The following is a 21,908-nucleotide window of genomic DNA, read 5'->3' on the forward strand; positions in this document are numbered from 1 at the left end:
AAGCACGCCCGGGAAGCATGACCGGGGAGCGCGGCTCCCCGGCACGCCTCCGCGGCGCGCTCCGGACCGCGAGACACCCCCGGCACACACACGGCGGCCGCCCGGCACGGATGCCGGGCGGCCGTCGCCGTACGGGCACCTCAGCGGGCGAACACCCCCGCCTGGGAGGCGAGGTCCAGGAAGTACTGCGGGGCCACGCCCAGCACCAGTGTGACCGCCACACCGACGGCGATCGCCGTGGTGGTCAGCGGACTCGGCACCGCGACCGACGGCCCCTCCACCTTCGGCTCGCTGAAGAACATCAGGACGATGACCCGGATGTAGAAGAACGCCGCGATGGCCGAGGCGATCACGCCCACGACCACCAGCGCCCCCGCGCCGCCCTCCGCCGCCGCCTTGAACACCGCGAACTTGCCCGCGAACCCGGAGGTCAGCGGGATGCCCGCGAAGGCCAGCAGGAAGACCGCGAAGACCGCGGCCACCAGCGGGGAGCGGCGCCCCAGACCGGCCCACTTGGACAGGTGCGTGGCCTCGCCGCCCGCGTCCCGCACCAGCGTCACCACGGCGAAGGCGCCGAGCGTGACGAAGGAGTAGGCCGCCAGGTAGAACAGCACCGACGAGATGCCGGAGGGCGTCGCCGCGATCACACCGGCGAGGATGAAGCCGGCGTGCGCGATCGAGGAGTACGCCAGCAGCCGCTTGACGTCGGTCTGTGTGATGGCGATGACCGCGCCGGCCAGCATCGACACGATCGCCACGCCCCACATCACCGGCCGCCAGTCCCAGGTGAGCCCCGGCAGCACGACGTACAGCAGCCGCAGCAGGGCGCCGAAGGCGGCGACCTTGGTGGCGGCGGCCATGAAGCCGGTCACGGGGGTCGGGGCACCCTGGTAGACGTCCGGCGTCCACATGTGGAACGGCACCGCGCCGACCTTGAACAGCAGGCCCATCACCAGCAGCGCGCCACCGATGAGCAGCAGTACGTCGTTGCCCGTCGTCCCGGCGAGCGCCTCGGTCGTGCCGCGGTTGGTGTCCGCGATCACCGAAGCGATGTCCGCGTACTTCACGCTGCCCGCGTAGCCGTACAGCAGGGCGATGCCGAAGAGCAGGAAGGCGGAGGAGAAGGCGCCCAGCAGGAAGTACTTGAGCGCGGCCTCCTGCGACATCAGCCGCTTGCGGCGGGCCAGCGCGCACAGCACGTACAGCGGCAGTGAGAAGACCTCCAGCGCGATGAAGAGCGTCAGCAGGTCGTTGGCGGCCGGGAAGACCAGCATGCCGCCGACCGCGAAGAGCAGCAGCGGATAGACCTCGGTGGTGGTGAACCCGGCCCGCACCGCCGCCTTCTCGCCCTCACCGCCGGGCACCGCCGCGCCCTCGGCGGCGAAGGAGTCCACGTGCCTGCCGTGCGCCCGCGGGTCGAGCCTGCGCTCGGCGAAGGTGAGCAGCGCGACCAGCGAGACCAGCAGGATCACGCCCTGCAGGAAGAGCGCCGGTCCGTCGACGGCGAGGGCGCCCATGGCGACCAGCCCCGCCTCGGTGGTGGCCCTTCCCGCGGCGGCCAGCCCGACGACGGCCGCGAAGGCCGACGCCAGGGCCAGGCCCGCCAGCAGCGCCTGGGCGGTGTACCGCGCCCGGCGCGGCACGAACGCCTCGATCAGGACGCCTACGACGGCGGCGCCGATGACGATCAGCACCGGGGCGAGCTGCCCGTACTCGATGTCGGGCGCGGGGATCATCTCCTGCGCCCGCAGGGTGAGTTCCGTGGTGGTGCTCACTTGGCGGCCTCCACCTCAGGATCGGGGTCGGTCTTCTGCACGTCCGAGAGGGTGTGCTCGACCGCCGGGTTGACGATGTCCGTCAGCGGCTTGGGGAAGACGCCGAGGAGGATCAGCAGGGCGATCAGCGGTGCCACCACCGCCAGTTCGCGCTTCCTCAGGTCGGGCATGCGCTCGACCCCGGGACCGACCGGCCCGGTCATGGTGCGCTGGTAGAGCACCAGCACGTACAGCGCGGCCAGGACGATGCCGAACGTGGCGACGATCCCGGCGGCCGGGTAGCGGGTGAACGTGCCCACCAGCACCAGGAACTCGCTGACGAACGGCGCGAGCCCCGGCAGCGAGAGGGTGGCGAGCCCGCCGATCAGGAAGGTGCCGGCCAGCACCGGGGCGACCTTCTGCACCCCGCCGTAGTCGGCGATGAGCCGGGAGCCGCGGCGCGAGATCAGGAAGCCGGCGACCAGCATCAGGGCGGCGGTGGAGATCCCGTGGTTGACCATGTAGAGCGTCGCGCCGCCCTGGCCCTGGCTGGTCATCGCGAAGATGCCCAGGACGATGAAGCCGAAGTGGGAGATCGACGCGTAGGCGATCAGCCGCTTGATGTCGCGCTGCCCGATGGCGAGCAGGGCGCCGTAGACGATGCTGACCAGCGCCAGCGCCAGCACCACCGGGGTGGCCCAGGCGCTGGCCTCGGGGAAGAGCCCGAGGCAGAAGCGGAGCATCGCGAAGGTGCCGACCTTGTCGACGACCGCCGTGATGAGCACGGCGACCGGTGCGGTGGACTCGCCCATGGCGTTGGGCAGCCAGGTGTGCAGCGGCCACAGCGGCGCCTTGACCGCGAAGGCGAGGAAGAATCCGAGGAACAGCAGCCGCTCGGTGTTCTGCGCCATCGTCAGCTCGCCGGAGGCGCGGGCCTCGACGATCGCCTGGAGGGAGAAGGTCCCCTCGCCCAGCTGGTCGGCGGTGACGGCGTACAGGCCGATCACCGCGGCCAGCATGACCAGGCCGCCGGCGAGGTTGTAGAGCAGGAACTTCACGGCCGCGTAGGAGCGCTGCTTGGCCGCCTCGCCCTCGTCGCGGGCGCCCGCCCGGTCACCGAAGCCCCCGATGAGGAAGTACATCGGGATGAGCATGGCCTCGAAGAAGACGTAGAAGAGGAAGACGTCCGTGGCCGCGAAGGAGATGATCACCATCGCCTCGACCGCCAGGATCAGCGCGAAGAAGCCCTGGGTGGGCCGCCACCGGCGGTCGGGCTCCGTCCCTTCCAGGGGGTCGGCGTCGTGCCAGCCCGCCAGGACGACGAACGGGATCAGCAGGGCGGTCAGCGCGATCAGGGCGACCCCGATGCCGTCCACGCCCAGTTCGTAGCGGACGCCGAAGTCGGCGATCCAGGTGTGCGACTCGGTGAGTTGGTAGCGGTCGCCGCCGGGGTCGAAGCGGAAGGCCACGACCGCGGCGAGGACCAGGGTGGCCAGGGAGACGGCCAGCGCCAGCCACTTGGCGGCGGTGCGCCGGGCCGCGGGTACGGCGGCGGTGGCGACCGCGCCGATCGCGGGCAGCGCGGCCACCGCCGTCAGCAGGGGAAATGACATGGGATCAGACCGCCCTCATCAGCAGGGTCGCGGCGACCAGGACCGCCGCACCGCCGAGCATCGAGACCGCGTAACTGCGGGCGTAACCGTTCTGGATCCGCCGCGACCGGCCGGACAGGCCGCCGACCGCCGCGGCGGTGCCGTTGACGGCGCCGTCGACGACCTTGTGGTCGAGGTAGACCAGGCCGCGGGTGAGGTACTCGCCGGGCTTGACCAGTACCACGTGGTTGAAGTCGTCCTGGAGCAGGTCGCGGCGCGCGGCCCGGGTGAGCAGCGAGCCGCGCGGTGCGAGCGCGGGCACGGGCTTGCGCCCGTACTGCAGCCAGGCGGCGCCGACTCCGATGAGCAGGGCCACGACCGTGGCCGCGGTGACGGTGAGCGCGCTGACCGGCGGGTGGCCGTGCTCGAAGGGGACGACCGGCTCCAGCCAGTGGACGAACGCCTCGCCCCAGCTGAACAGGCCGCCGGCGAAGACCGATCCGAAGGCCAGGACGATCATCGGGACCGTCATCGACTTCGGGGACTCGTGCGGGTGCGGCACCTCGTACTCGCCCCCGGTCTCGGCCGCCGGCTCCACGCTCGGCTCCTTCGGCGACGGGGTGGGGGCATTGCGCCAGCGCTCCTCGCCGAAGAACGTCATCAGCATCACGCGCGTCATGTAGAACGCGGTGAGTGCCGCGCCCAGCAGGGCCGCGCCGCCCAGGATCCAGCCCTCGGCGCCGCCCTTGGCGAAGGCCGCCTCGATGATCTTGTCCTTGGAGAAGAAGCCGGACAGACCGGGGAAGCCGATGATCGCCAGATAGCCCAGTCCGAAGGTGGCGAAGGTGATGGGCATGTACTTGCGCAGACCGCCGTAGCGGCGCATGTCCACCTCGTCGTTCATGCCGTGCATCACCGAGCCGGCGCCGAGGAAGAGCCCGGCCTTGAAGAAGCCGTGGGTGACCAGGTGCATGATCGCGAAGGCGTAGCCGATCGGGCCGAGGCCCGCGGCCAGCACCATGTAGCCGATCTGCGACATCGTCGAGCCGGCCAGGACCTTCTTGATGTCGTCCTTGGCGCAACCGACGATCGCACCGAACAGCAGCGTGACCGCTCCGACGGTGACCACCGCGGTCTGCGCGGTGGGCGCGGCGTCGAAGATCGCGCCGGAGCGGACGATCAGGTAGACGCCGGCGGTGACCATCGTCGCGGCGTGGATGAGGGCGGAGACCGGGGTCGGGCCCTCCATCGCGTCGCCCAGCCAGGACTGGAGCGGCACCTGGGCGGACTTGCCGCAGGCCGCCAGCAGCAGCATCAGGCCGATGGCCGTCGCCGTGCCCTCGCCCGTCTCGCCCACCGACTCCAGCACCGGGGAGAAGGCGAAGGTGCCGAACGTGGTGAACATGATCATGATGGCGATGGACAGGCCGATGTCGCCGACGCGGTTGACGATGAACGCCTTCTTCGCCGCCGTCGCCGCGCTGGGCTTGTGCTGCCAGAAGCCGATCAGCAGGTACGAGGCGAGGCCCACGCCCTCCCAGCCGGCGTACAGCAGCAGGTAGTTGTCGGCGAGGACGAGCAGGAGCATCGCCGCGAGGAACAGGTTCAGGTAGCCGAAGAAGCGGCGCCGCCGCTCGTCGTGCTCCATGTAGCCGATCGAGTAGACGTGGATGAGCGTGCCCACGCCGGTGATCAGCAGGACGAAGGTCATCGACAGCTGGTCGAGCCGGAAGGCCACGTCGGCCTGGAAGCCGCCGACCGGGATCCAGCTGAAGAGATGCTGGCTCAGGGTGCGGTCCCCGGCCTCGCGGCCGAGCATGTCGGCGAAGAGCACCGCGCCGAGCAGGAAGGACGCGGCGGCCAGCGCCGTGCCGATCCAGTGGCCGGTGCGGTCCAGCCTCCGGCCGCCGCACAGCAGCACCGCCGCGCCCAGCAGTGGCGCCGCGACGAGCAGTCCGATCAAAGTCTCCACTGTTCGCTACCCCTTACAGCTTCATCAGACTGGCGTCGTCGACCGAGGCCGAGTGGCGGGAGCGGAAGATCGTCACGATGATCGCCAGTCCGACCACGACCTCGGCGGCGGCGACGACCATCGTGAAGAACGCGATGATCTGGCCGTCGAGGTTGCCGTGCAGCCGGGAGAAGGCGACGAGCGCGAGGTTGGCCGCGTTCAGCATCAGCTCGACGCTCATGAACACGACGATCGCGTTGCGCCGCAGCAGTACCCCGCTGGCCCCGATGGTGAACAGCAGCGCGGCCAGGTAGAGGTAGTTGACCGGGTTCACTTGGCGGCCTCCCTGTCACGGTCCCCGTCGCGGTCCGCGTCCCTGTCCCGGCCGACGGCCGGGGAGTCGTCCGAGACGTCCTTGCGTACGTCCGCCGCGTCGCGCACGTCCCGGCCGCCGCCCTCGTCCGGGCCGCCGCGGGCGGTGCTCTCGCCCCGGCCCAGGTACTCCTCGGTACGCCGCTCCAGCGCCGCCAGGTCGGACAGGGCCTTGCTGGAGACGTCCCGGACCTGGCCGCGGGAGCGCAGCGTCTCGCTGACGGTGAGTTCGGAAGTCGTGCCGTCCGGCAGCAGACCGGGGATGTCCACGGCGTTGTGCCGGGCGTACACGCCGGGCGCGGGCAGGGGCGGAAGGTGCTTGCCCTCGCGGACGCGCTTCTCGGCGAGTTCGCGCTGGGTGTCGCGGCGCTCGGTGCGCTCGCGGTGGGTGAGCACCATGGCGGCGACGGCCGCGGTGACCAGGAGCGCGCCGGTGATCTCGAAGGCGAACACGTAGTCGGTGAAGATCGACCGGGCCAGGCCCTGGACGTTGCCGCCCGCGTTGGCCTCCGCCAGACCGGTGAAGGTGCCGACGGAGGCGTTGCCGATGCCGCCGACCAGCAGGATGCCGAAGCCGAGCCCGCACAGGACCGCCATCCAGCGCTGCCCCTTGATGGTCTCCTTCAGCGAGTCGGCGGCGGTGACGCCGACGAGCATCAGCACGAACAGGAAGAGCATCATGACCGCGCCGGTGTAGACGACGATCTGCACGATGCCCAGGAAGTAGGCGCCGTTGGCCAGGTAGAACACGGCCAGGACGATCATCGTTCCGGCCAGGCAGAGCGCCGAGTGCACCGACCGCCTCATCAGCACGGTCCCGAGCGCGCCCAGCACCGCGACGGTGCCCAGGATCCAGAACTGCACCGCCTCGCCGGTGGAGGTGGTGGAGGCGGCGGCCAGCAGGGTGCCGTTCACTTCTCGCTCACCGCCTCGGAGGCGGGCTCGTCGGGGCCGAAGGTGTCGGCGGCGGCCTGCGGGGCCTCGTTCTTCGGGTTCTTCGAGTGGGCCTCCTGCCGGACCGTCCCCGGGGCGGCCTCGGTGACCAGCCCCCGGTAGTAGTCCTTCTCGGTCATGCCCGGGAAGATCGCGTGCGGGGTGTCGACCATGCCCTCCTCCAGCCCGGCGAGCAGCTCCTCCTTGGTGTAGATGAGTGACTCGCGGCTCCGGTCGGCCAGTTCGTACTCGTTGGTCATGGTCAGCGCCCGGGTGGGGCACGCCTCGACGCACAGGCCGCACAGGATGCAGCGCAGGTAGTTGATCTGGTAGACGCGCCCGTAGCGCTCACCGGGCGAGTAGCGCTCCTCGTCGGTGTTGTCCGCGCCCTCCACGTAGATCGCGTCGGCCGGACAGGCCCAGGCGCACAGCTCGCAGCCCACGCACTTCTCCAGCCCGTCCGGGTGCCGGTTGAGCTGGTGCCGGCCGTGGAAGCGCGGCGCGGTGGGCTTCTTCTCCTCGGGGTACTGCTCGGTGAGCCGCTTCTTGAACATGGCCTTGAAGGTCACGCCGAAGCCGGCCACCGGGTTCTCGAACTCAGGCATCGTCGGCCTCCCTGGCCTTGCCGGTCTCGCTGGACTCGCCGTCCGCGCCGGCCCCCACGCCCGCGGTCTCCCGCTCGCGGCGCGGCCGCCGGCGCGGTACGGGCGGCAGGGTCTGTCCCGGCAGCGGCGGTACGGGGTAGCCGCCCGCCATCGGGTCGAAGGTCTCGTCTCCGGCCGCCTTCCCGGCCTCCTCCCTCTCCTTCTCCCCGGCGCGCTCGCCGCGTGCGCGGACGGCGTCGTAGACGAAGGACAGCAGGAGCAGCGCCAGCGCCGCGCCGGCGACCCAGAGCACGATGTCGCCGAAGGCGTAGCCCTCGTTGCGCAGCGCCCGCACGGTGGCCACCAGCATCAGCCAGGCCAGCGAGACGGGGATGAGGACCTTCCAGCCCAGCCTCATGAACTGGTCGTAGCGCACGCGCGGGAGCGTGCCGCGCAGCCAGACGAAGAGGAACAGCAGCAGGTTCACCTTGACGACGAACCACAGCAGCGGCCACCAGCCGTGGTTGGCGCCCTCCCAGTAGGTGCTGATCGGCGCCGGGGCGCGCCAGCCGCCCAGGAAGAGGGTGACCGCCAGGGCCGAGACGGTGACCATGTGGACGTACTCGGCGAGCATGAAGAACGCGAACTTGATCGACGAGTACTCGGTGTTGAAGCCGCCGACCAGGTCGCCCTCGGACTCGGGCATGTCGAAGGGCGCGCGGTGCGCCTCACCGACCATCGCCACCATGTAGATGAGGAACGACACCGGCAGCAGCAGCGCGAACCAGGTGTCGGCCTGCGCCCCGACGATCGTCGAGGTGGACATCGACCCGGAGTAGAGGAAGACCGCCGCGAAGCTCAGGCCCATGGCGACCTCGTAGGAGATCACCTGGGCCGTGGCGCGCACGCCGCCCAGCAGCGGGTAGGTGGATCCCGAGGACCAGCCGGCCAGCACCGTGCCGTAGGCGGCGATGGAGGCGGTGGCCAGGATGTACAGGATCGCCACCGGCAGGTCGGTGAGCTGCATCGCGGTACGGGTGCCGAAGACCGACACCTCGTTGCCGGGCGGCCCGAAGGGGATCACCGCGATCGCCATGAAGGCGGGGATCGCGCCGATGATGGGGGCCAGGATGTAGACGGCCTTGTCGGCCGCCTTGACGTTGACGTCCTCCTTCAGCATCAGCTTGACGCCGTCGGCCAGCGACTGGAGCATCCCCCAGGGGCCGTGCCGGTTGGGGCCGACGCGCAGCTGCATCCAGGCGACGACCTTGCGCTCCATGACGATGGAGATCAGCACGGTCAGCATCAGGAAGGCGAAGCAGAACACCGCCTTGAGGCCGATCAGCCACCAGGGATCGGTGCCGAACATCGACAGGTCCTCCTCGGCGAGGACCGTCGTGCCCGTGGCCAGGACGGACGGGCTCATCACGCCTCCACCCCCTTCGTCTCCTCCGGGCCCGCGGCGGCCGCGGTGGCCGCGGTGGCCGCCGACAGCTTCACGAGCCGACCGGGCACGGTGCCCAGGCCGCCGGGGACGCCGGTTCCCGTGGAGTTCAGCGGCAGCCAGACCACGCGGTCGGGCATCTCGGTGATCTCCAGCGGCAGGGTGACCGTCCCGGCCGGGCCGGTCACGGTCAGCGCCTCGCCCCCCGCGACCCCGACCTCGGCGGCCGTGGCGGCCGACAGCCGGGCGACGGCGGCGTGCCGGGTGCCGGCCAGCGCCTCGTCGCCGTCCTGGAGCCGGCCCCGGTCGAGCAGCAGCCGGTGGCCGGCGAGCACGGCCTCGCCCGCGGCGGGCCGCGGGACCTGCCGGGTGCCGGCCTCCGGCGCGTCCGCGCGGGGGCCGTCCCAGACACCCAGGCGCCGCATCTCGGCGCGGACGGTGCGTACGTCCGGCAGCCCGAGGTGGACGTCGAGGGCGTCGGCGAGCATGTGCAGCACGCGGTGGTCGGACTGGACGAGCCGGCGGGTCATCTGGTCGGGCTTGATGGCGGCCTCGAACGGCCGCGAGCGGCCCTCCCAGTTGAGGAAGGACCCGGCCTTCTCCACCACCGCGGCGACGGGCAGGACCACGTCGGCCCGCTCGGTGACCTCCGAGGGCCGCTGTTCCAGGCTGACGACGAAGCCGGCCTTCTCCAGCGCCCTGCGGGCCAGCTCCGGGTCGGGCAGGTCGGCGACCTCCACGCCCCCGACCAGCAGGGCCGCGAGTTCGCCGTCGGCCGCGGCCTCGACGATCCGGCCGGTGTCGCGGCCGAAGCGGACCGGCAGCTGCGCCACGCCCCAGACGGCGGCCGTCTCGGCGCGGGCGTCCGGGTCGGTGGCCGGGCGTCCGCCGGGCAGCAGCGTCGGGAGCGCTCCGGCCTCGACCGCGCCCCGCTCGCCGGCCCGGCGCGGGATCCACACCAGGCGGGCACCGGTGGCGGTGGCCGTCCGCAGGGCGGCGGTGAAGCCGCCGGGCACGGCGGCCAGCCGCTCCCCGGCGATGATCACCGCCCCCTCGGCGCGCAGCGCCTCGGCGGCCTTCTGCCCGGTCTCGTCGAGCCCGACCCCGCCGGCCAGCGCGTCCAGCCACTCGGTCTCGGTGTGCGGAGCGGCCGGCAGCAGGGTGCCGCCGGCCTTCTCCAGCCCGCGGGTGGCGTGGGTGGCCAGGGAGAAGAGGCGCTGCCCGTGCTTGCGGTACGCCTTGCGCAGCCGCAGGAAGACGCCGGGGGCCTCCTCCTCGGACTCGAAGCCGACCAGCAGCACGGCCGGGGCCTTCTCCAGCGCGGTGTGGGTGACGCCGCTTCCGTCGGCGTCCAGTCCGCGTCCGGCGATGTGGGAGGCGAGGAAGTCGGCCTCCTCGGTGCTGTGGACGCGGGCGCGGAAGTCGATGTCGTTGGTGTCGAGGGCGACCCGCGCGAACTTGGCGTACGCGTAGGCGTCCTCGACCGTCAGCCGTCCGCCGGCGAGGACGCCGGTGCGTCCGCGGGCCGCGGCCAGTCCCCTGGCCGCGGCGTCCAGCGCCTCGGGCCAGCTCGCGGGCTCCAGCTCACCGGTCTCGGTGTTGCGCAGCAGCGGGTGGGTGAGCCGGTCGCGCTGCTGGGCGTAGCGGAAGGCGAAGCGGCCCTTGTCGCAGATCCACTCCTCGTTGACCTCCGGGTCGTCGGCGGCCAGCCGCCTCATGACCTTGCCGCGCCGGTGGTCGGTGCGGGTGGCGCAGCCCGTGGAGCAGTGCTCGCACACGCTCGGCGAGGAGATCAGGTCGAAGGGGCGGGAGCGGAACCGGTAGGCGGCCGAGGTGAGCGCGCCGACCGGGCAGATCTGGATGGTGTTGCCGGAGAAGTAGGACTCGAAGGGCGGTCCCTCGCCGGTGCCGACCTGCTGCAGGGCGCCGCGCTCCAGCATCTCGATCATCGGATCGCCCGCGATCTGGTTGGAGAAGCGGGTGCAGCGGGCGCACAGCACACAGCGCTCGCGGTCCAGCAGCACCTGCGTCGACAGCGGCACGGGCTTGGCGAAGGTGCGCTTGCGGCCGTCGAAGCGGCTGTCGGCCTGCCCGTGGGACATGGCCTGGTTCTGCAGCGGGCACTCGCCGCCCTTGTCACAGACCGGGCAGTCCAGCGGGTGGTTGATGAGCAGCAGCTCCATCACGCCGCGCTGGGCCTTCTCGGCCACCGGCGAGGTCAGGTGCGTCCTGACGACCATGCCGTCGGTGCAGGTGATCGTGCAGGAGGCCATGGGCTTGCGCTGGCCCTCCACCTCGACGATGCACTGTCGGCAGGCCCCGGCCGGGTCCAGCAGGGGGTGGTCGCAGAAACGCGGGATCTCGATGCCGAGCGTCTCGGCGGCGCGGATGACCAGGGTGCCCTTGGGCACGCTGGTCTCGATGCCGTCGATCGTCAGCGTCACGAGGTCCTCGGCGGCCTCGGGCGGCTTGGCCTCTCCGCCTCCGGAGGCCTTGGCGTCGGTGGTGACGGTCACGCGTTCACCTCCAGGTGTGCGGTCCTGTCGTCGGCCCACAGGGTCGACTTGGCCGGGTCGAAGGGGCAGCCCCGCCCGGTGACGTGCTGTTCGTACTCCTCGCGGAAGTACTTCAGGGAGGAGAAGATCGGGCTGGCGGCACCGTCGCCGAGGGCGCAGAAGGCCTTGCCGTTGATGTTGTCGGCGATGTCGGCGATCTTGTCGAGGTCGGACATGGCCGCCTTGCCGGCCTCGATGTCGCGCATGAGCTGGACGAGCCAGTACGTGCCCTCGCGGCAGGGAGTGCACTTGCCGCAGGACTCGTGGGCGTAGAACTCCGTCCACCGGGTCACCGCGCGGACCACGCAGGTGGTCTCGTCGAAGCACTGGAGCGCCTTGGTGCCGAGCATCGAGCCCGCGGCGCCGACGCCCTCGTAGTCCAGGGGTACGTCGAGGTGCTCGTCGGTCAGCAGCGGGGTCGAGGAGCCGCCCGGGGTCCAGAACTTCAGCCGGTGGCCGGGGCGCATGCCGCCGCTCATCTCCAGCAGCTGGCGCAGCGTGATGCCCAGCGGCGCCTCGTACTGGCCGGGGGAGGCGACGTGGCCGCTGAGGGAGTACAGCGTGAAGCCCGGGGACTTCTCGCTGCCCATCGTGCGGAACCACTCCTTGCCCCGGTTCATGATCGCGGGAACCGAGGCGATGGACTCGACGTTGTTGACGACCGTGGGGCACGCGTACAGGCCCGCGACGGCCGGGAAGGGGGGACGCAGCCTGGGCTGGCCGCGCCGTCCCTCCAGGGAGTCCAGCAGTGCGGTCTCCTCGCCGCAGATGTAGGCGCCCGCGCCCGCGTGCACGGTGATGTCCACGTCCAGGCCGGATCCGAGGACGTCCTTGCCGAGGTAGCCGGCATCGTAGGCCTGGCGGACCGCGGCGTGCAGGCGCCGCAGTACGGGGACGACCTCGCCGCGCAGGTAGATGAAGGCGTGGTTGGACCGGATCGCGTGGCAGGCGATCACGATGCCCTCGATCAGCGCGTGCGGGTTGGCGAAGAGGAGGGGGATGTCCTTGCAGGTGCCCGGCTCGGACTCGTCGGCGTTGACCACCAGGTAGTGCGGCTTGCCGTCGCCCTGGGGGATGAACTGCCACTTCATGCCGGTGGGGAAGCCCGCGCCGCCGCGACCGCGCAGACCGGACTCCTTGACGTAGGCGATGACGTCGTCGGGTTTCATCGCCAGGGCCTTGCGCAGGCCCTCGTAGCCCTCGTGCGCCCGGTAGGTGTCCAGCGTCCAGGACGTCGGGTCGTCCCAGAAGGCCGAGAGCACCGGGGCCAGCAGCTTCTCCGCTGATTCGGCGGTCATCACTTGCCCTCCTTCGCCACCGGACCGGCCGGGTTGTCGGGGTCGGAGGCGGCCGTCTTGCGCGGCGCGTCGTGGGAGCTGGGGTGCGGCTGGGGCGCCTCTCCGGTCTCGGTGACGGGCTGCCCGGCCGACGCGGGCCCTCCCCCGCCGCGCGGCGAGACCACCTTCGGCCCGGCCTTCTCGCCCTTGGCCAGCTTCAGTCCGGCCAGCGAGGCCTCCCCCGCGCTGCCGCTCGCCTCGACGGCGCCGGGCCGCTCGTCGGGGAATCCGGCGAGGATGCGGGCCGTCTCCTTGAAGGTGCACAGCGGGGCGCCGCGGGTGGGCAGCACCTCGCGCCCGGCGCGCAGGTCGTCCACGAGCTTCCTGGCGCTCTCGGGCGTCTGGTTGTCGAAGAACTCCCAGTTGACCATCACCACGGGGGCGAAGTCGCAGGCCGCGTTGCACTCGATGTGCTCCAGCGTCACCTTGCCGTCCTCGGTGGTCTCGTCGTTGCCGACTCCGAGGTGTTCCTGGAGCGCCTCGAAGATGGCGTCGCCGCCCATCACCGCGCACAGGGTGTTGGTGCACACCCCCACCTGGTAGTCGCCCGAGGGCTTGCGCCGGTACATGGTGTAGAAGGTGGCCACCGCCGTGACCTCGGCCGTGGTCAGGTCGAGCATCTCGGCGCAGAACCGCAGCCCGGTGGGGGTGACGTGCCCCTCCTCGGACTGCACCAGGTGCAGCATCGGCAGCAGCGCGGAGCGGCTGTCGGGGTAGCGGGCGATGATCTCCCCGGCGTCCGCCTCCAGCCGGGCGCGGACGTCGGCCGGGTAGTCGGGTGCGGGGAGCTGGGGCATCCCGAGCGATACGTCTGTCACCGGTCGACGCCTCCCATCACGGGGTCGATGGACGCGACGGCGACGATGACGTCGGCGACCTGGCCGCCCTCGCACATCGCCGCCATGGACTGCAGGTTGGTGAAGGACGGGTCGCGGAAGTGGACCCGGAACGGGCGGGTGCCGCCGTCGCTGACCACGTGCACGCCCAGCTCGCCCTTGGCGGACTCCACCGCGGCGTAAGCCTGGCCCGGCGGCACCCGGAAACCCTCGGTCACCAGCTTGAAGTGGTGGATGAGGGCTTCCATCGAGGTGCCCATGATGTTCCTGATGTGGTCCAGGGAGTTGCCGAGCCCGTCCGGGCCGAGCGCGAGCTGCGCGGGCCAGGCGATCTTCTTGTCGCCGACCATCACCGGGCCGGGCTCCAGCCGGTCCAGGCACTGCTCGACGATCCGCAGCGACTGGCGCATCTCCTCCAGCCGGATCAGGAAGCGGCCGTAGGAGTCGCAGGTGGTGTCGGTGGGGACGTCGAAGTCGTAGGTCTCGTAGCCGCAGTACGGCTGGGCCTTGCGCAGGTCGTGCGGGAGTCCGGTGGAGCGCAGGATGGGGCCGGTGGCGCCGAGCGCCATGCAGCCGGCCAGGTCCAGGTAGCCGACGTCCTGCAGACGTGCCTTGAAGACGGGGTTGCCGGTGCAGAGCTTGTCGTACTCCGGCAGGTTCTTGCGCATCTTCTTGACGAACTCGCGGACCTGGTCCACCGCGCCGGCCGGCAGGTCCTGGGCGAGGCCGCCGGGCCGGATGTACGCGTGGTTCATCCGCAGGCCGGTGATGAGCTCGAAGAGGTCCAGGACCAGCTCGCGGTCCCGGAAGCCGTAGATCATCACCGTGGTGGCGCCCAGCTCCATGCCGCCGGTGGCGATGGCCACCAGGTGGGAGGAGATCCGGTTGAGCTCCATCATCATCACGCGGATGACACTGGCGCGGTCGGGCACCTGGTCCTCGATGCCCAGCAGCCTCTCCACCGCCAGGCAGTACGCCGTCTCGTTGAAGAACGGCGTGAGGTAGTCCATGCGCGTCACGAAGGTCGTGCCCTGCGTCCAGGTGCGGTACTCGAGGTTCTTCTCGATCCCGGTGTGCAGGTAGCCGATGCCGCAGCGGGCCTCGGTGACCGTCTCGCCGTCGATCTCCAGGATGAGCCGGAGCACGCCGTGCGTGGACGGGTGCTGCGGGCCCATGTTGACGATGATCTTCTCGTCGTCGCCCCTGGCCGCGGCGGTGGCGATCTCGTCCCAGTCGCCGCCGGTGACGGTGTAGACGGTGCCCTCGGTGGTCTCGCGGGCGCTGGCCTGCGAGGCGGTGGGGTCCGTCGCGTGCGGGGATGCGTGCGAGGTACTCATCAGCTGTACGACCTCCGCTGGTCGGGAGCCGGGATCTGGGCGCCCTTGTACTCGACGGGGATGCCGCCGAGGGGGTAGTCCTTGCGCTGCGGGAAGCCCTGCCAGTCGTCGGGCATCATGATCCGCGTGAGCGCGGGATGGCCGTCGAAGACGATGCCGAAGAAGTCGTACGCCTCGCGCTCGTGCCAGTCGTTGGCCGGGTAGACCGAGACGATCGACGGGATGTGCGGATCGCCGTCGGGCACGCTCACCTCCAGCCGGATCAGCCGGTTGTGGGTGATCGAGCGCAGGTGGTAGACGGCGTGCAGTTCGCGCCCGGAGTCGCCGGGGAAGTGGACGCCGCTGACGCCGGTGCACATCTCGAAGCGGAGCGCGGGGTCGTCGCGCAGGACGCGGGCCGTCACCGGCAGGTGGTCGCGGGCGATGTGGAAGGTGATCTCACCGCGGTCCACGACCGTCTTCTCGATCACCTCCTCCGGCACCAGGCCCTGCTCCTCGAGCGCGCCCTCCAGTTCGTCGGCCACCTCGTCGAACCAGCCGCCGTACGGCCGGCCCGAAGCACCGGGCAGCCGGACGGTGCGCACCAGCCCGCCGTAGCCGGAGGTGTCGCCGCCCTCCTTGGCGCCGAACATGCCCCGGCGGACGTCGATCACCTCGCCCGTCCCGCCGCGCGGCGACGGGACGGCGCCGTTGCCGTTCGCCTCTGCCTCGCTCATCGGAGCAGCCCCTTCATCTCGATCGTCGGAAGCGCCTTGAGCGCCGCCTCCTCCGCCTCGCGGGCGGCCTGCTCCCTGTTGACCCCGAGCTTCTCGCCCTGGATCTTCTGGTGGAGCTTGAGGATCGCGTCCAGCAGCATCTCGGGGCGCGGCGGGCAGCCGGGCAGGTAGATGTCGACCGGCACGATGTGGTCGACGCCCTGCACGATCGCGTAGTTGTTGAACATGCCGCCCGAGGAGGCGCACACGCCCATGGAGATGACCCACTTGGGGTTCGGCATCTGGTCGTAGACCTGCCGCAGGACCGGCGCCATCTTCTGGCTGACCCGGCCGGCCACGATCATCAGGTCCGCCTGCCTCGGCGAGCCGCGGAAGACCTCCATCCCGAAGCGGGCGAGGTCGTAGCGGCCGGCGCCGGTGGTCATCATCTCGATGGCGCAGCAGGCCAGTCCGAAGGTCGCCGGGAAGACCGACGACTTGCGCACCCAGCCCGCGGCCTGCTCGACGGTGGTCAGCAGGAAGCCGCTCGGCAGTTTCTCTTCGATACCCATGTGTATGCCCCTAGTCCCATTCCAGGCCGCCGCGCCGCCAGACGTAGGCGTAGGCGACGAAGACGGTGAGCACGAAGAGCAGCATCTCCACGAGCCCGAACAGCCCCAGGACGTCGAAGGTGACGGCCCAGGGGTAGAGGAAGACGATCTCGATGTCGAAGACGATGAAGAGCATCGCCGTCAGGTAGTACTTGATCGGGAAGCGCCCGCCCCCCGCTGCCTGCGGGGTGGGCTCGATGCCGCACTCGTATGCCTCGAGCTTGGCCCTGTTGTAGCGCTTGGGGCCGACGATCGAGGCCATGACCACGGAGAAGACAGCGAAGGCTGCCCCGAGCGCTCCCAGTACGAGGATGGGCGCGTAGACGTTCACCGCTCCTCGCTCCTTCCAGTCGACGACGCTGCCGGCGGGCCGTTGCGGGCCGTTTTCGGACCGGTGTTCCGTTCACGAAGATCGTGCGTATGTGAGGCAGTTCACAAGCCCGAGTCGACTGCATCCTATGCCCGTCCTTCTGTGATCTGCGACACGGGGTGCGGCAACAAGTTTGTGATCTCCACCACCTGACGAATGATCATGAAGCCGGATGGACGGCGATCTTCACACGTGAAGCGGCCGACTGATCACCACACGTGACAATCCGATGCGTCTTGGCTGGTCGGAGGGGTGCGCCCTACCAAGGGATGCCCGCTACACGCAAATTTGCCCTGGACATCCGAACTCGCTAGACGACACGGAGCGGAACCTCGGCGGAACCTCGGCGGAACCTTGACGGGAGTCGGGGGCGGCACCCGGAACCGCTTTCGCGATCCCCCCGCGAGGCCGGTCCGACGAGATCGTGAATCCGTGCTCAATCTGTGACCTCCACCACGCCCGGCCCTCGCGGCGCGGGTCCGCCTTTGCGTGCGGAGGGCCGCCCGTGCTAGGCGCACGGAGCGAAGTGGATCAATCGGACAATGTCATGGTCACGGCCTCTTAACGGGGCAATGATCAACTTCCGGGAGAGCCATCCGGAGTGCCCCGCTCCGCCCAAAGTGGGCGCGTACACGCCGAGTGTGGCGCAACACACCTTTGTTGAACGGAACCTCCCGCGGCTGATAGCCGTGGTGGCATGTCCCAGACCGCCCACATACCCAGCCACCGGAAACCCCGTCGAGCCGGCAGGAACCCCCTGCTGCGCACGGGCGTTGCCGGTGGCGTCCTCAGCACTCTCGCGGTGACCGCCGCGGCCGCCCCCTCCTCCGCCGAGGAGCGGAAGACGGTCGCCGACACCGCCGAGATGCCCGTGATCGTCCCCGACGCGGCCACCGGCGCCCTGCTGGCCGCCGACGCCAACCGGACGGTCGCGACCCGGTACGAGACCGAGGCCGCGCGGACCCTGGCCGCCGAGCAGGCCATGGAGCGGGCCGGAGAACTGGCCGAGAGGAAGAAGGCCGAGGCCGAGCGCAGGGCGGCGGAGGCCGCCGAGGCCGAGCGCGAGCGCGCCGCCCGGGAGCGCGCGGCGCGCGACTCCCGGCGCACCACCCTCGGCGCCGCCCCCGCCGAGACCGCCGCCCCCGCCACGTCCGCGCCGGTCGGCAGCGGCAACGCGGCGACCCTGGTGAACTTCCTGCGCGCGCAGGTCGGCAAGGCCTACGTCATGGGCGCCACCGGACCGAGCGCCTACGACTGCTCCAGCCTCGCCCAGGCCGCCTTCCGCCAGATCGGGGTCAGCCTCCCCCGGACCTCGCAGCCGCAGTCCACGGCGGGCACCCAGGTCTCCCTGAGCAGCGTGCGGCCGGGCGACATCCTCTACTGGGGCAGCGCCGGCAACGCGTACCACGTCGCCGTCTACATCGGGAACGGCCGCTTCATCGGCGCCCAGAACCCCTCCACCGGCGTCGTCGAGCGCGACATGAGCCACGACATGCCGACGGGCGCGGTGCGCGTGCTCTGACGCCACGCGGCGCGCGTACGGCACGTACACGTACACGGCGAAGGGCCGTCCGGTTCTCCCGGACGGCCCTTCGCCGACTCTCCCGCTCGCCTGCCCGCTACGCGCGGGGGGCGACCTTCGTCAGCCCGTTGATGATCCGGTCCATCGCGTCGCCGCCCGTCGGGTCCGTCAGGTTCGCCAGCAGCTTCAGCGTGAAGCGCATCAGCATCGGGTGGGTCAGACCGCGCTCGGCCGCCAGCTTCATGACCTTGGGGTTGCCGATCAGCTTCACGAAGGCGCGGCCCAGCGTGTAGTAGCCGCCGTAGGTGTCCTTGAGGACCCTCGGGTAGCGCCGCAGCACCAGCTCGCGCTGGGCCGGGCTCTGCCGGGCGTGGGCCTGGACGATGACGTCGGCCGCGATCTGCCCGGACTCCATGGCATACGCGATGCCCTCCCCGTTGAACGGATTGACCATGCCGCCCGCGTCACCGACCAGCAGCAGCCCCCGCGTGTAGTGCGGCTGCCGGTTGAAGGCCATCGGCAGGGCCGCGCCGCGGATCGGGCCGGTCATGTTCTCGGGCGTGTACCCCCACTCCTCGGGCATCGAGGCGCACCACGCCTTGAGGACCTCGCGCCAGTCCAGCTCCTTGAAGGACGAGGAGGTGTTGAGCACGCCCAGACCGACGTTGGAGGTGCCGTCGCCCATCCCGAAGACCCAGCCGTAGCCGGGCAGCAGCCGGTCCTCCGCCCCCCGCCGGTCCCACAGTTCCAGCCAGGACTCCAGGTAGTCGTCGTCGTGGCGCGGCGAGGTGAAGTACGTGCGCACGGCCACACCCATCGGACGGTCCTCGCGCCGGTGCAGGCCCATCGCCAGCGACAGCCGCGTGGAGTTGCCGTCCGCGGCGACCACCAGCGGGGCGCGGAAGGAGACCGGCGTCCTCTCCTCGCCCAGCTTCGCCTCCACACCGGTGATCCGGCCGGTGCGCCCGTCGGTGATCGGCGCACCGACGTTGCACCGCTCGTACAGCCGCGCCCCGGCCTTCTCGGCCTGCCGGGCGAGCTGCTCGTCGAAGTCGTCGCGCCTGCGGACCAGTCCGTAGTCCGGGTAGCTGGCCAGCTCCGGCCAGTCGAGCTGGAGCCGGGTGCCGCCGGCGATGATCCGCAGGCCCTTGTTGCGCAGCCAGCCCGCCTCCTCGGAGACGTCGATGCCCATCGCCACGAGCTGCTTGACCGCGCGCGGGGTCAGCCCGTCGCCGCAGACCTTCTCCCGGGGGAAGGCCGTCTTCTCCAGCAGCAGGACGTCGAGCCCGGAGCGGGCCAGGTGGTAGGCGGTGGTGGACCCGGCGGGGCCGGCCCCGACCACGATCACATCGGCGCTGTGCTCGGAGGCTGCCTTCGAGGGGGACTCGGTCACGACGGACTCCCGCAAGACTCGGTATTCAACGTGCCGGTCGCGCCGGGCACTGGACGGATGCAGTCTATGCAGGGGCCTTCGGCCCGCCGGGAATAGGGATGCACGGGCGAACTCCCACTCCCGCACCGGTGATCGTCCCGTGCGCCCGGCCCGCCCCGTCCTGCTCCCGGTCCTACGGGGCGAACCCCCGGTGCAGTGCGACGATCCCGCCCGTCAGATCACGCCAGGCGACCCTCTCCCACCCGGCGTCCTGGAGCCCGCGGGCCAGGCCGGGCTGGTCGGGCCAGGCGCGGATGGACTCGGCGAGGTAGACGTAGGCGTCCGGGTTGCTGGACACGGCCCTCGCCGTGGGCGGCAGGGCCCGCATCAGGTACTCGGTGTAGACCTTGCGGAAGGGCTCCCAGGTGGGGTGGCTGAACTCGCAGATGACCACCCGGCCACCGGGCCTGGTCACCCGCAGCATCTCGCGCAGCGCGGCGTCGGTGTCCTGGACGTTGCGCAGCCCGAAGGAGATGGTGACGGCGTCGAACGCGTCGTCGGCGAACGGCAGCCGGGTCGCGTCCCCGGCCGTGAACGGCATCCACGGCTCGCGCTTCTTGCCCTCCCGCAGCATTCCGAGGGAGAAGTCGCACGGCACGGTGTACGCCCCGGCGGTCGCGAACGGCACCGACGACGTGCCCGTCCCGGCCGCCAGGTCCAGCACCCGCTCCCCCGGCCGCGCGTCCACGGCGCGGGCGACCTCGCGCCGCCACAGCCGGCTCTGCCCCAGGGACAGCACATCGTTGGTGATGTCGTACCGGGCCGCCACCTTGTCGAACATCGCGGCGACTTCGTCGGGCTGCTTGTCCAGGGATGCGCGCGTCATGTGCCCATACTCCCAGCCCCACCTCCCTGCCCCCGCCCCGGCTCCCCGGCGCGCGGGTGCACAGAACTTCCGGGCATCGCTGTGAGCCCGCCGGCCGGTGCGGGGCCGGGACCGCTCGAATCCGGCCGATCCGGCCGGGCCACGCCCAAGCCCTTTGCGGTGTCACCTACGGGTGCGTTACACACTACTTCCGTACATGTCTTGAATGTCACCATGAGGGGATCGTGTCGTTCGACGAAGAGTGGGCCCGGCTCGTGGCGAAGGCCACGCGCGAGCAGGCGGCCCGCACCCGTCCCAACACACTCGACGGAGGCGAGGGCGGTGGCGGCGCGGACAAGACCCTCCACGTCACCCCGGGCGAGCTCATCAAACGCGCGGGTAAGACAGACACCATCCGCGGCAACTTCGCCAAAGCGGACAACGCCGTCATCGAGAAGACCGAGGAAGTTCCCGGCGGGCTTAAGGGCTTCAAGTCCGCCGCCGCTTTCACGACCTTCCAGGAACGCCGGGAGGAGCAGATGAAGTATCTCCAGGGATTGCTGGACAACGGAGTGGCCAAGTGGAAGAACCTGCCGGGCAAGTTCACCACCATCGCCACCTCCTTCAAGACCGAGGTGTCCGGTGCCCTGCTCGCCTCCGACTGGGCAGGGGAGGCGGCGAAGGCCGCGTTCAAGAAGTTCGATCAAGTGCAGAAGCAGATGGGGAACGCCGCGGAGGAGGCCGGCGACGTCCACCGACTGCTCGACAGCGCTCTGGAGAGCTTCCGCTCCGCCCAGAAACGACTCCGGAACATCGCCGATGAAGTCTCCGAGGACAGGAACCTCAAGCTCTCCTCCGCCGGGCTCGTGTACCTGGACCCGGACGACAAGAAGAAACCCGAGCGGCTCGCCGTCCTCAAGCAGGCCTACGAGGACGTGATCCGCGGGTACAACGACCGCGTCAAATCAGCCCTCGAAGACGCCACCGAGGCGGACACCGCGCTGCACTGGGCGCTCTCCCAGGACCCCAACGGGCGCTCCCCCGGCTTCCACCCCGACATGTTCCGCGGCATCCGGGAGGCCCAGCAGGGACAGGGCCGGGCCCGCAAGGACGCCGACACACTCGTCGAGCTCACCTCTCTCGGTCCCGGCATCACCGACGAACAGCTCGAACAGTTCAACCGTCTGGCCCGGAAGCACGAGGGCGATCCCTACTTCGCCGAACGGTTCGCCGTCAGAACGGGTCCCGAGGGCACCCTGCGCTTCTGGCAGGGCATCGCCGACCAGCGCCATCACTCCGACAAGGACGCGCTGAAGACCTTGGCCGGCATCCAGAAATCCCTGTCCCACACCCTTGCCACCGCATCCCACTCCCAGAGCGAAGCCATGCAGGAATGGAAGAAGAAGATGATTGGCCTCGGGGAAGAACGAATCTACTTCATCCATTCAGGCGAGACGGCGATGTTGCCGAGCCAGGGGTCCTACGGTTTCTCCATCATGAGCAGCATCATGCGCCACGGCGAGTACGAAACCGAATTCCTGAAGGACTACGGAAAAGAGTTGTACAGCTTCGAAATGAAGCACGAAGGCAACCTCAAAGAACTCTGGTACGTAGATGACCGTAAAGCTCGACTTAGCTTCGGAAGCGACTCAGGAAACGACCCGATGGCCGGCTACATGGAAGCCTTGGGACATAACCCAGAGGCATCCAAGGAGATGTTCCTGCGGGAAGGGGAGAAAAAGGGAGACCCTGAAGAAGAGGTTAAAGAGAGACTGAGA

18 protein-coding genes are annotated in these 21,908 nt (G+C 70.5%); 2 read left to right on the forward strand and 16 right to left on the reverse strand.

The annotated features are described in order from the left end of the window. Positions 1–140 precede the first annotated feature (140 nt). Genes nuoN through IQ279_RS14735 form a run of 14 tightly spaced genes read right to left on the reverse strand, consistent with a single transcriptional unit; the run spans position 141 to position 16,332 of the window. Entirely contained in the window at positions 141–1,736 is a 1,596-nt protein-coding gene (nuoN, locus tag IQ279_RS14670; RefSeq protein ID WP_206348983.1) for an NADH-quinone oxidoreductase subunit NuoN, read from the reverse strand. A 35-nt stretch (positions 1,737–1,771) separates the two neighbouring features. Further along, positions 1,772–3,367, reverse strand: a complete 1,596-nt coding sequence (locus tag IQ279_RS14675) for an NADH-quinone oxidoreductase subunit M (protein WP_206348958.1) — start codon at positions 3,365–3,367, stop codon at positions 1,772–1,774. A 4-nt stretch (positions 3,368–3,371) separates the two neighbouring features. Continuing rightward, positions 3,372–5,318: an NADH-quinone oxidoreductase subunit L gene (gene nuoL / locus IQ279_RS14680; protein WP_206348959.1), complete on the reverse strand. Its 1,947-nt coding sequence runs from the start codon at positions 5,316–5,318 to the stop codon at positions 3,372–3,374. A 13-nt stretch (positions 5,319–5,331) separates the two neighbouring features. Further along, on the reverse strand, positions 5,332–5,631 hold the full coding sequence (gene nuoK, locus IQ279_RS14685; protein ID WP_093660472.1) for an NADH-quinone oxidoreductase subunit NuoK: 300 nt from the start codon (positions 5,629–5,631) through the stop codon (positions 5,332–5,334). After that, on the reverse strand, positions 5,628–6,584 hold the full coding sequence (locus IQ279_RS14690) for an NADH-quinone oxidoreductase subunit J (protein WP_206348960.1): 957 nt from the start codon (positions 6,582–6,584) through the stop codon (positions 5,628–5,630). Before IQ279_RS14690 ends, nuoK begins: the two co-directional genes overlap by 4 nt. After that, positions 6,581–7,207, reverse strand: coding sequence for an NADH-quinone oxidoreductase subunit NuoI (gene nuoI, locus IQ279_RS14695; RefSeq protein WP_101258347.1), 627 nt, complete (start codon positions 7,205–7,207; stop codon positions 6,581–6,583). Before nuoI ends, IQ279_RS14690 begins: the two co-directional genes overlap by 4 nt. Continuing rightward, positions 7,200–8,612: an NADH-quinone oxidoreductase subunit NuoH gene (gene nuoH / locus IQ279_RS14700; protein WP_206348961.1), complete on the reverse strand. Its 1,413-nt coding sequence runs from the start codon at positions 8,610–8,612 to the stop codon at positions 7,200–7,202. Before nuoH ends, nuoI begins: the two co-directional genes overlap by 8 nt. Beyond that, complete coding sequence (locus IQ279_RS14705) at positions 8,612–11,146, reverse strand: NADH-quinone oxidoreductase subunit G (protein ID WP_206348962.1); 2,535 nt, start codon at positions 11,144–11,146, stop codon at positions 8,612–8,614. The genes nuoH and IQ279_RS14705 overlap by 1 nt, the downstream gene beginning before the upstream one ends. Then, positions 11,143–12,483, reverse strand: a complete 1,341-nt coding sequence (gene nuoF / locus IQ279_RS14710; protein WP_206348963.1) for an NADH-quinone oxidoreductase subunit NuoF — start codon at positions 12,481–12,483, stop codon at positions 11,143–11,145. Before nuoF ends, IQ279_RS14705 begins: the two co-directional genes overlap by 4 nt. After that, positions 12,483–13,319 carry an NADH-quinone oxidoreductase subunit NuoE gene (gene nuoE / locus IQ279_RS14715; RefSeq protein WP_206348984.1) on the reverse strand — a complete coding sequence of 279 codons (837 nt, stop codon included), beginning with the start codon at positions 13,317–13,319 and terminating at the stop codon, positions 12,483–12,485. The genes nuoF and nuoE overlap by 1 nt, the downstream gene beginning before the upstream one ends. 17 nt (positions 13,320–13,336) lie before the next feature. Further along, on the reverse strand, positions 13,337–14,695 hold the full coding sequence (locus tag IQ279_RS14720; protein ID WP_206348964.1) for an NADH-quinone oxidoreductase subunit D: 1,359 nt from the start codon (positions 14,693–14,695) through the stop codon (positions 13,337–13,339). Beyond that, positions 14,695–15,411 carry an NADH-quinone oxidoreductase subunit C gene (locus IQ279_RS14725; protein ID WP_206348965.1) on the reverse strand — a complete coding sequence of 239 codons (717 nt, stop codon included), beginning with the start codon at positions 15,409–15,411 and terminating at the stop codon, positions 14,695–14,697. Before IQ279_RS14725 ends, IQ279_RS14720 begins: the two co-directional genes overlap by 1 nt. After that, the gene (locus IQ279_RS14730) at positions 15,408–15,962 is read right to left on the reverse strand and encodes a NuoB/complex I 20 kDa subunit family protein (protein ID WP_093660456.1); all 555 of its coding nucleotides are present in this window, start codon (positions 15,960–15,962) and stop codon (positions 15,408–15,410) included. Before IQ279_RS14730 ends, IQ279_RS14725 begins: the two co-directional genes overlap by 4 nt. Before the next feature lie 10 nt (positions 15,963–15,972). Then, the gene (locus IQ279_RS14735; protein ID WP_206348966.1) at positions 15,973–16,332 is read right to left on the reverse strand and encodes an NADH-quinone oxidoreductase subunit A; all 360 of its coding nucleotides are present in this window, start codon (positions 16,330–16,332) and stop codon (positions 15,973–15,975) included. 736 nt (positions 16,333–17,068) lie between these two features. Between IQ279_RS14735 and IQ279_RS14740 the strand changes: the two genes are divergently transcribed. After that, the gene (locus IQ279_RS14740; protein WP_206348967.1) at positions 17,069–17,893 is read left to right on the forward strand and encodes a C40 family peptidase; all 825 of its coding nucleotides are present in this window, start codon (positions 17,069–17,071) and stop codon (positions 17,891–17,893) included. A 97-nt stretch (positions 17,894–17,990) separates the two neighbouring features. Here the strand turns inward: IQ279_RS14740 and IQ279_RS14745 are convergent, their stop codons facing one another. After that, positions 17,991–19,286 (reverse strand): geranylgeranyl reductase family protein, encoded by a 1,296-nt coding sequence (locus tag IQ279_RS14745; protein WP_206348968.1) that lies wholly within the window; start codon positions 19,284–19,286, stop codon positions 17,991–17,993. Positions 19,287–19,458: 172 nt separating this feature from the next. Further along, positions 19,459–20,151, reverse strand: a complete 693-nt coding sequence (locus tag IQ279_RS14750) for a demethylmenaquinone methyltransferase (protein ID WP_206348969.1) — start codon at positions 20,149–20,151, stop codon at positions 19,459–19,461. Positions 20,152–20,375: 224 nt separating this feature from the next. Between IQ279_RS14750 and IQ279_RS14755 the strand changes: the two genes are divergently transcribed. After that, on the forward strand, positions 20,376–21,908 hold a 1,533-nt coding region (locus tag IQ279_RS14755), incomplete at its 3' end, for a WXG100 family type VII secretion target (RefSeq protein ID WP_372445141.1).

Source organism: Streptomyces verrucosisporus (assembly GCF_017114865.1).
GTDB classification, from domain to species: domain Bacteria; phylum Actinomycetota; class Actinomycetes; order Streptomycetales; family Streptomycetaceae; genus Streptomyces; species Streptomyces fenghuangensis.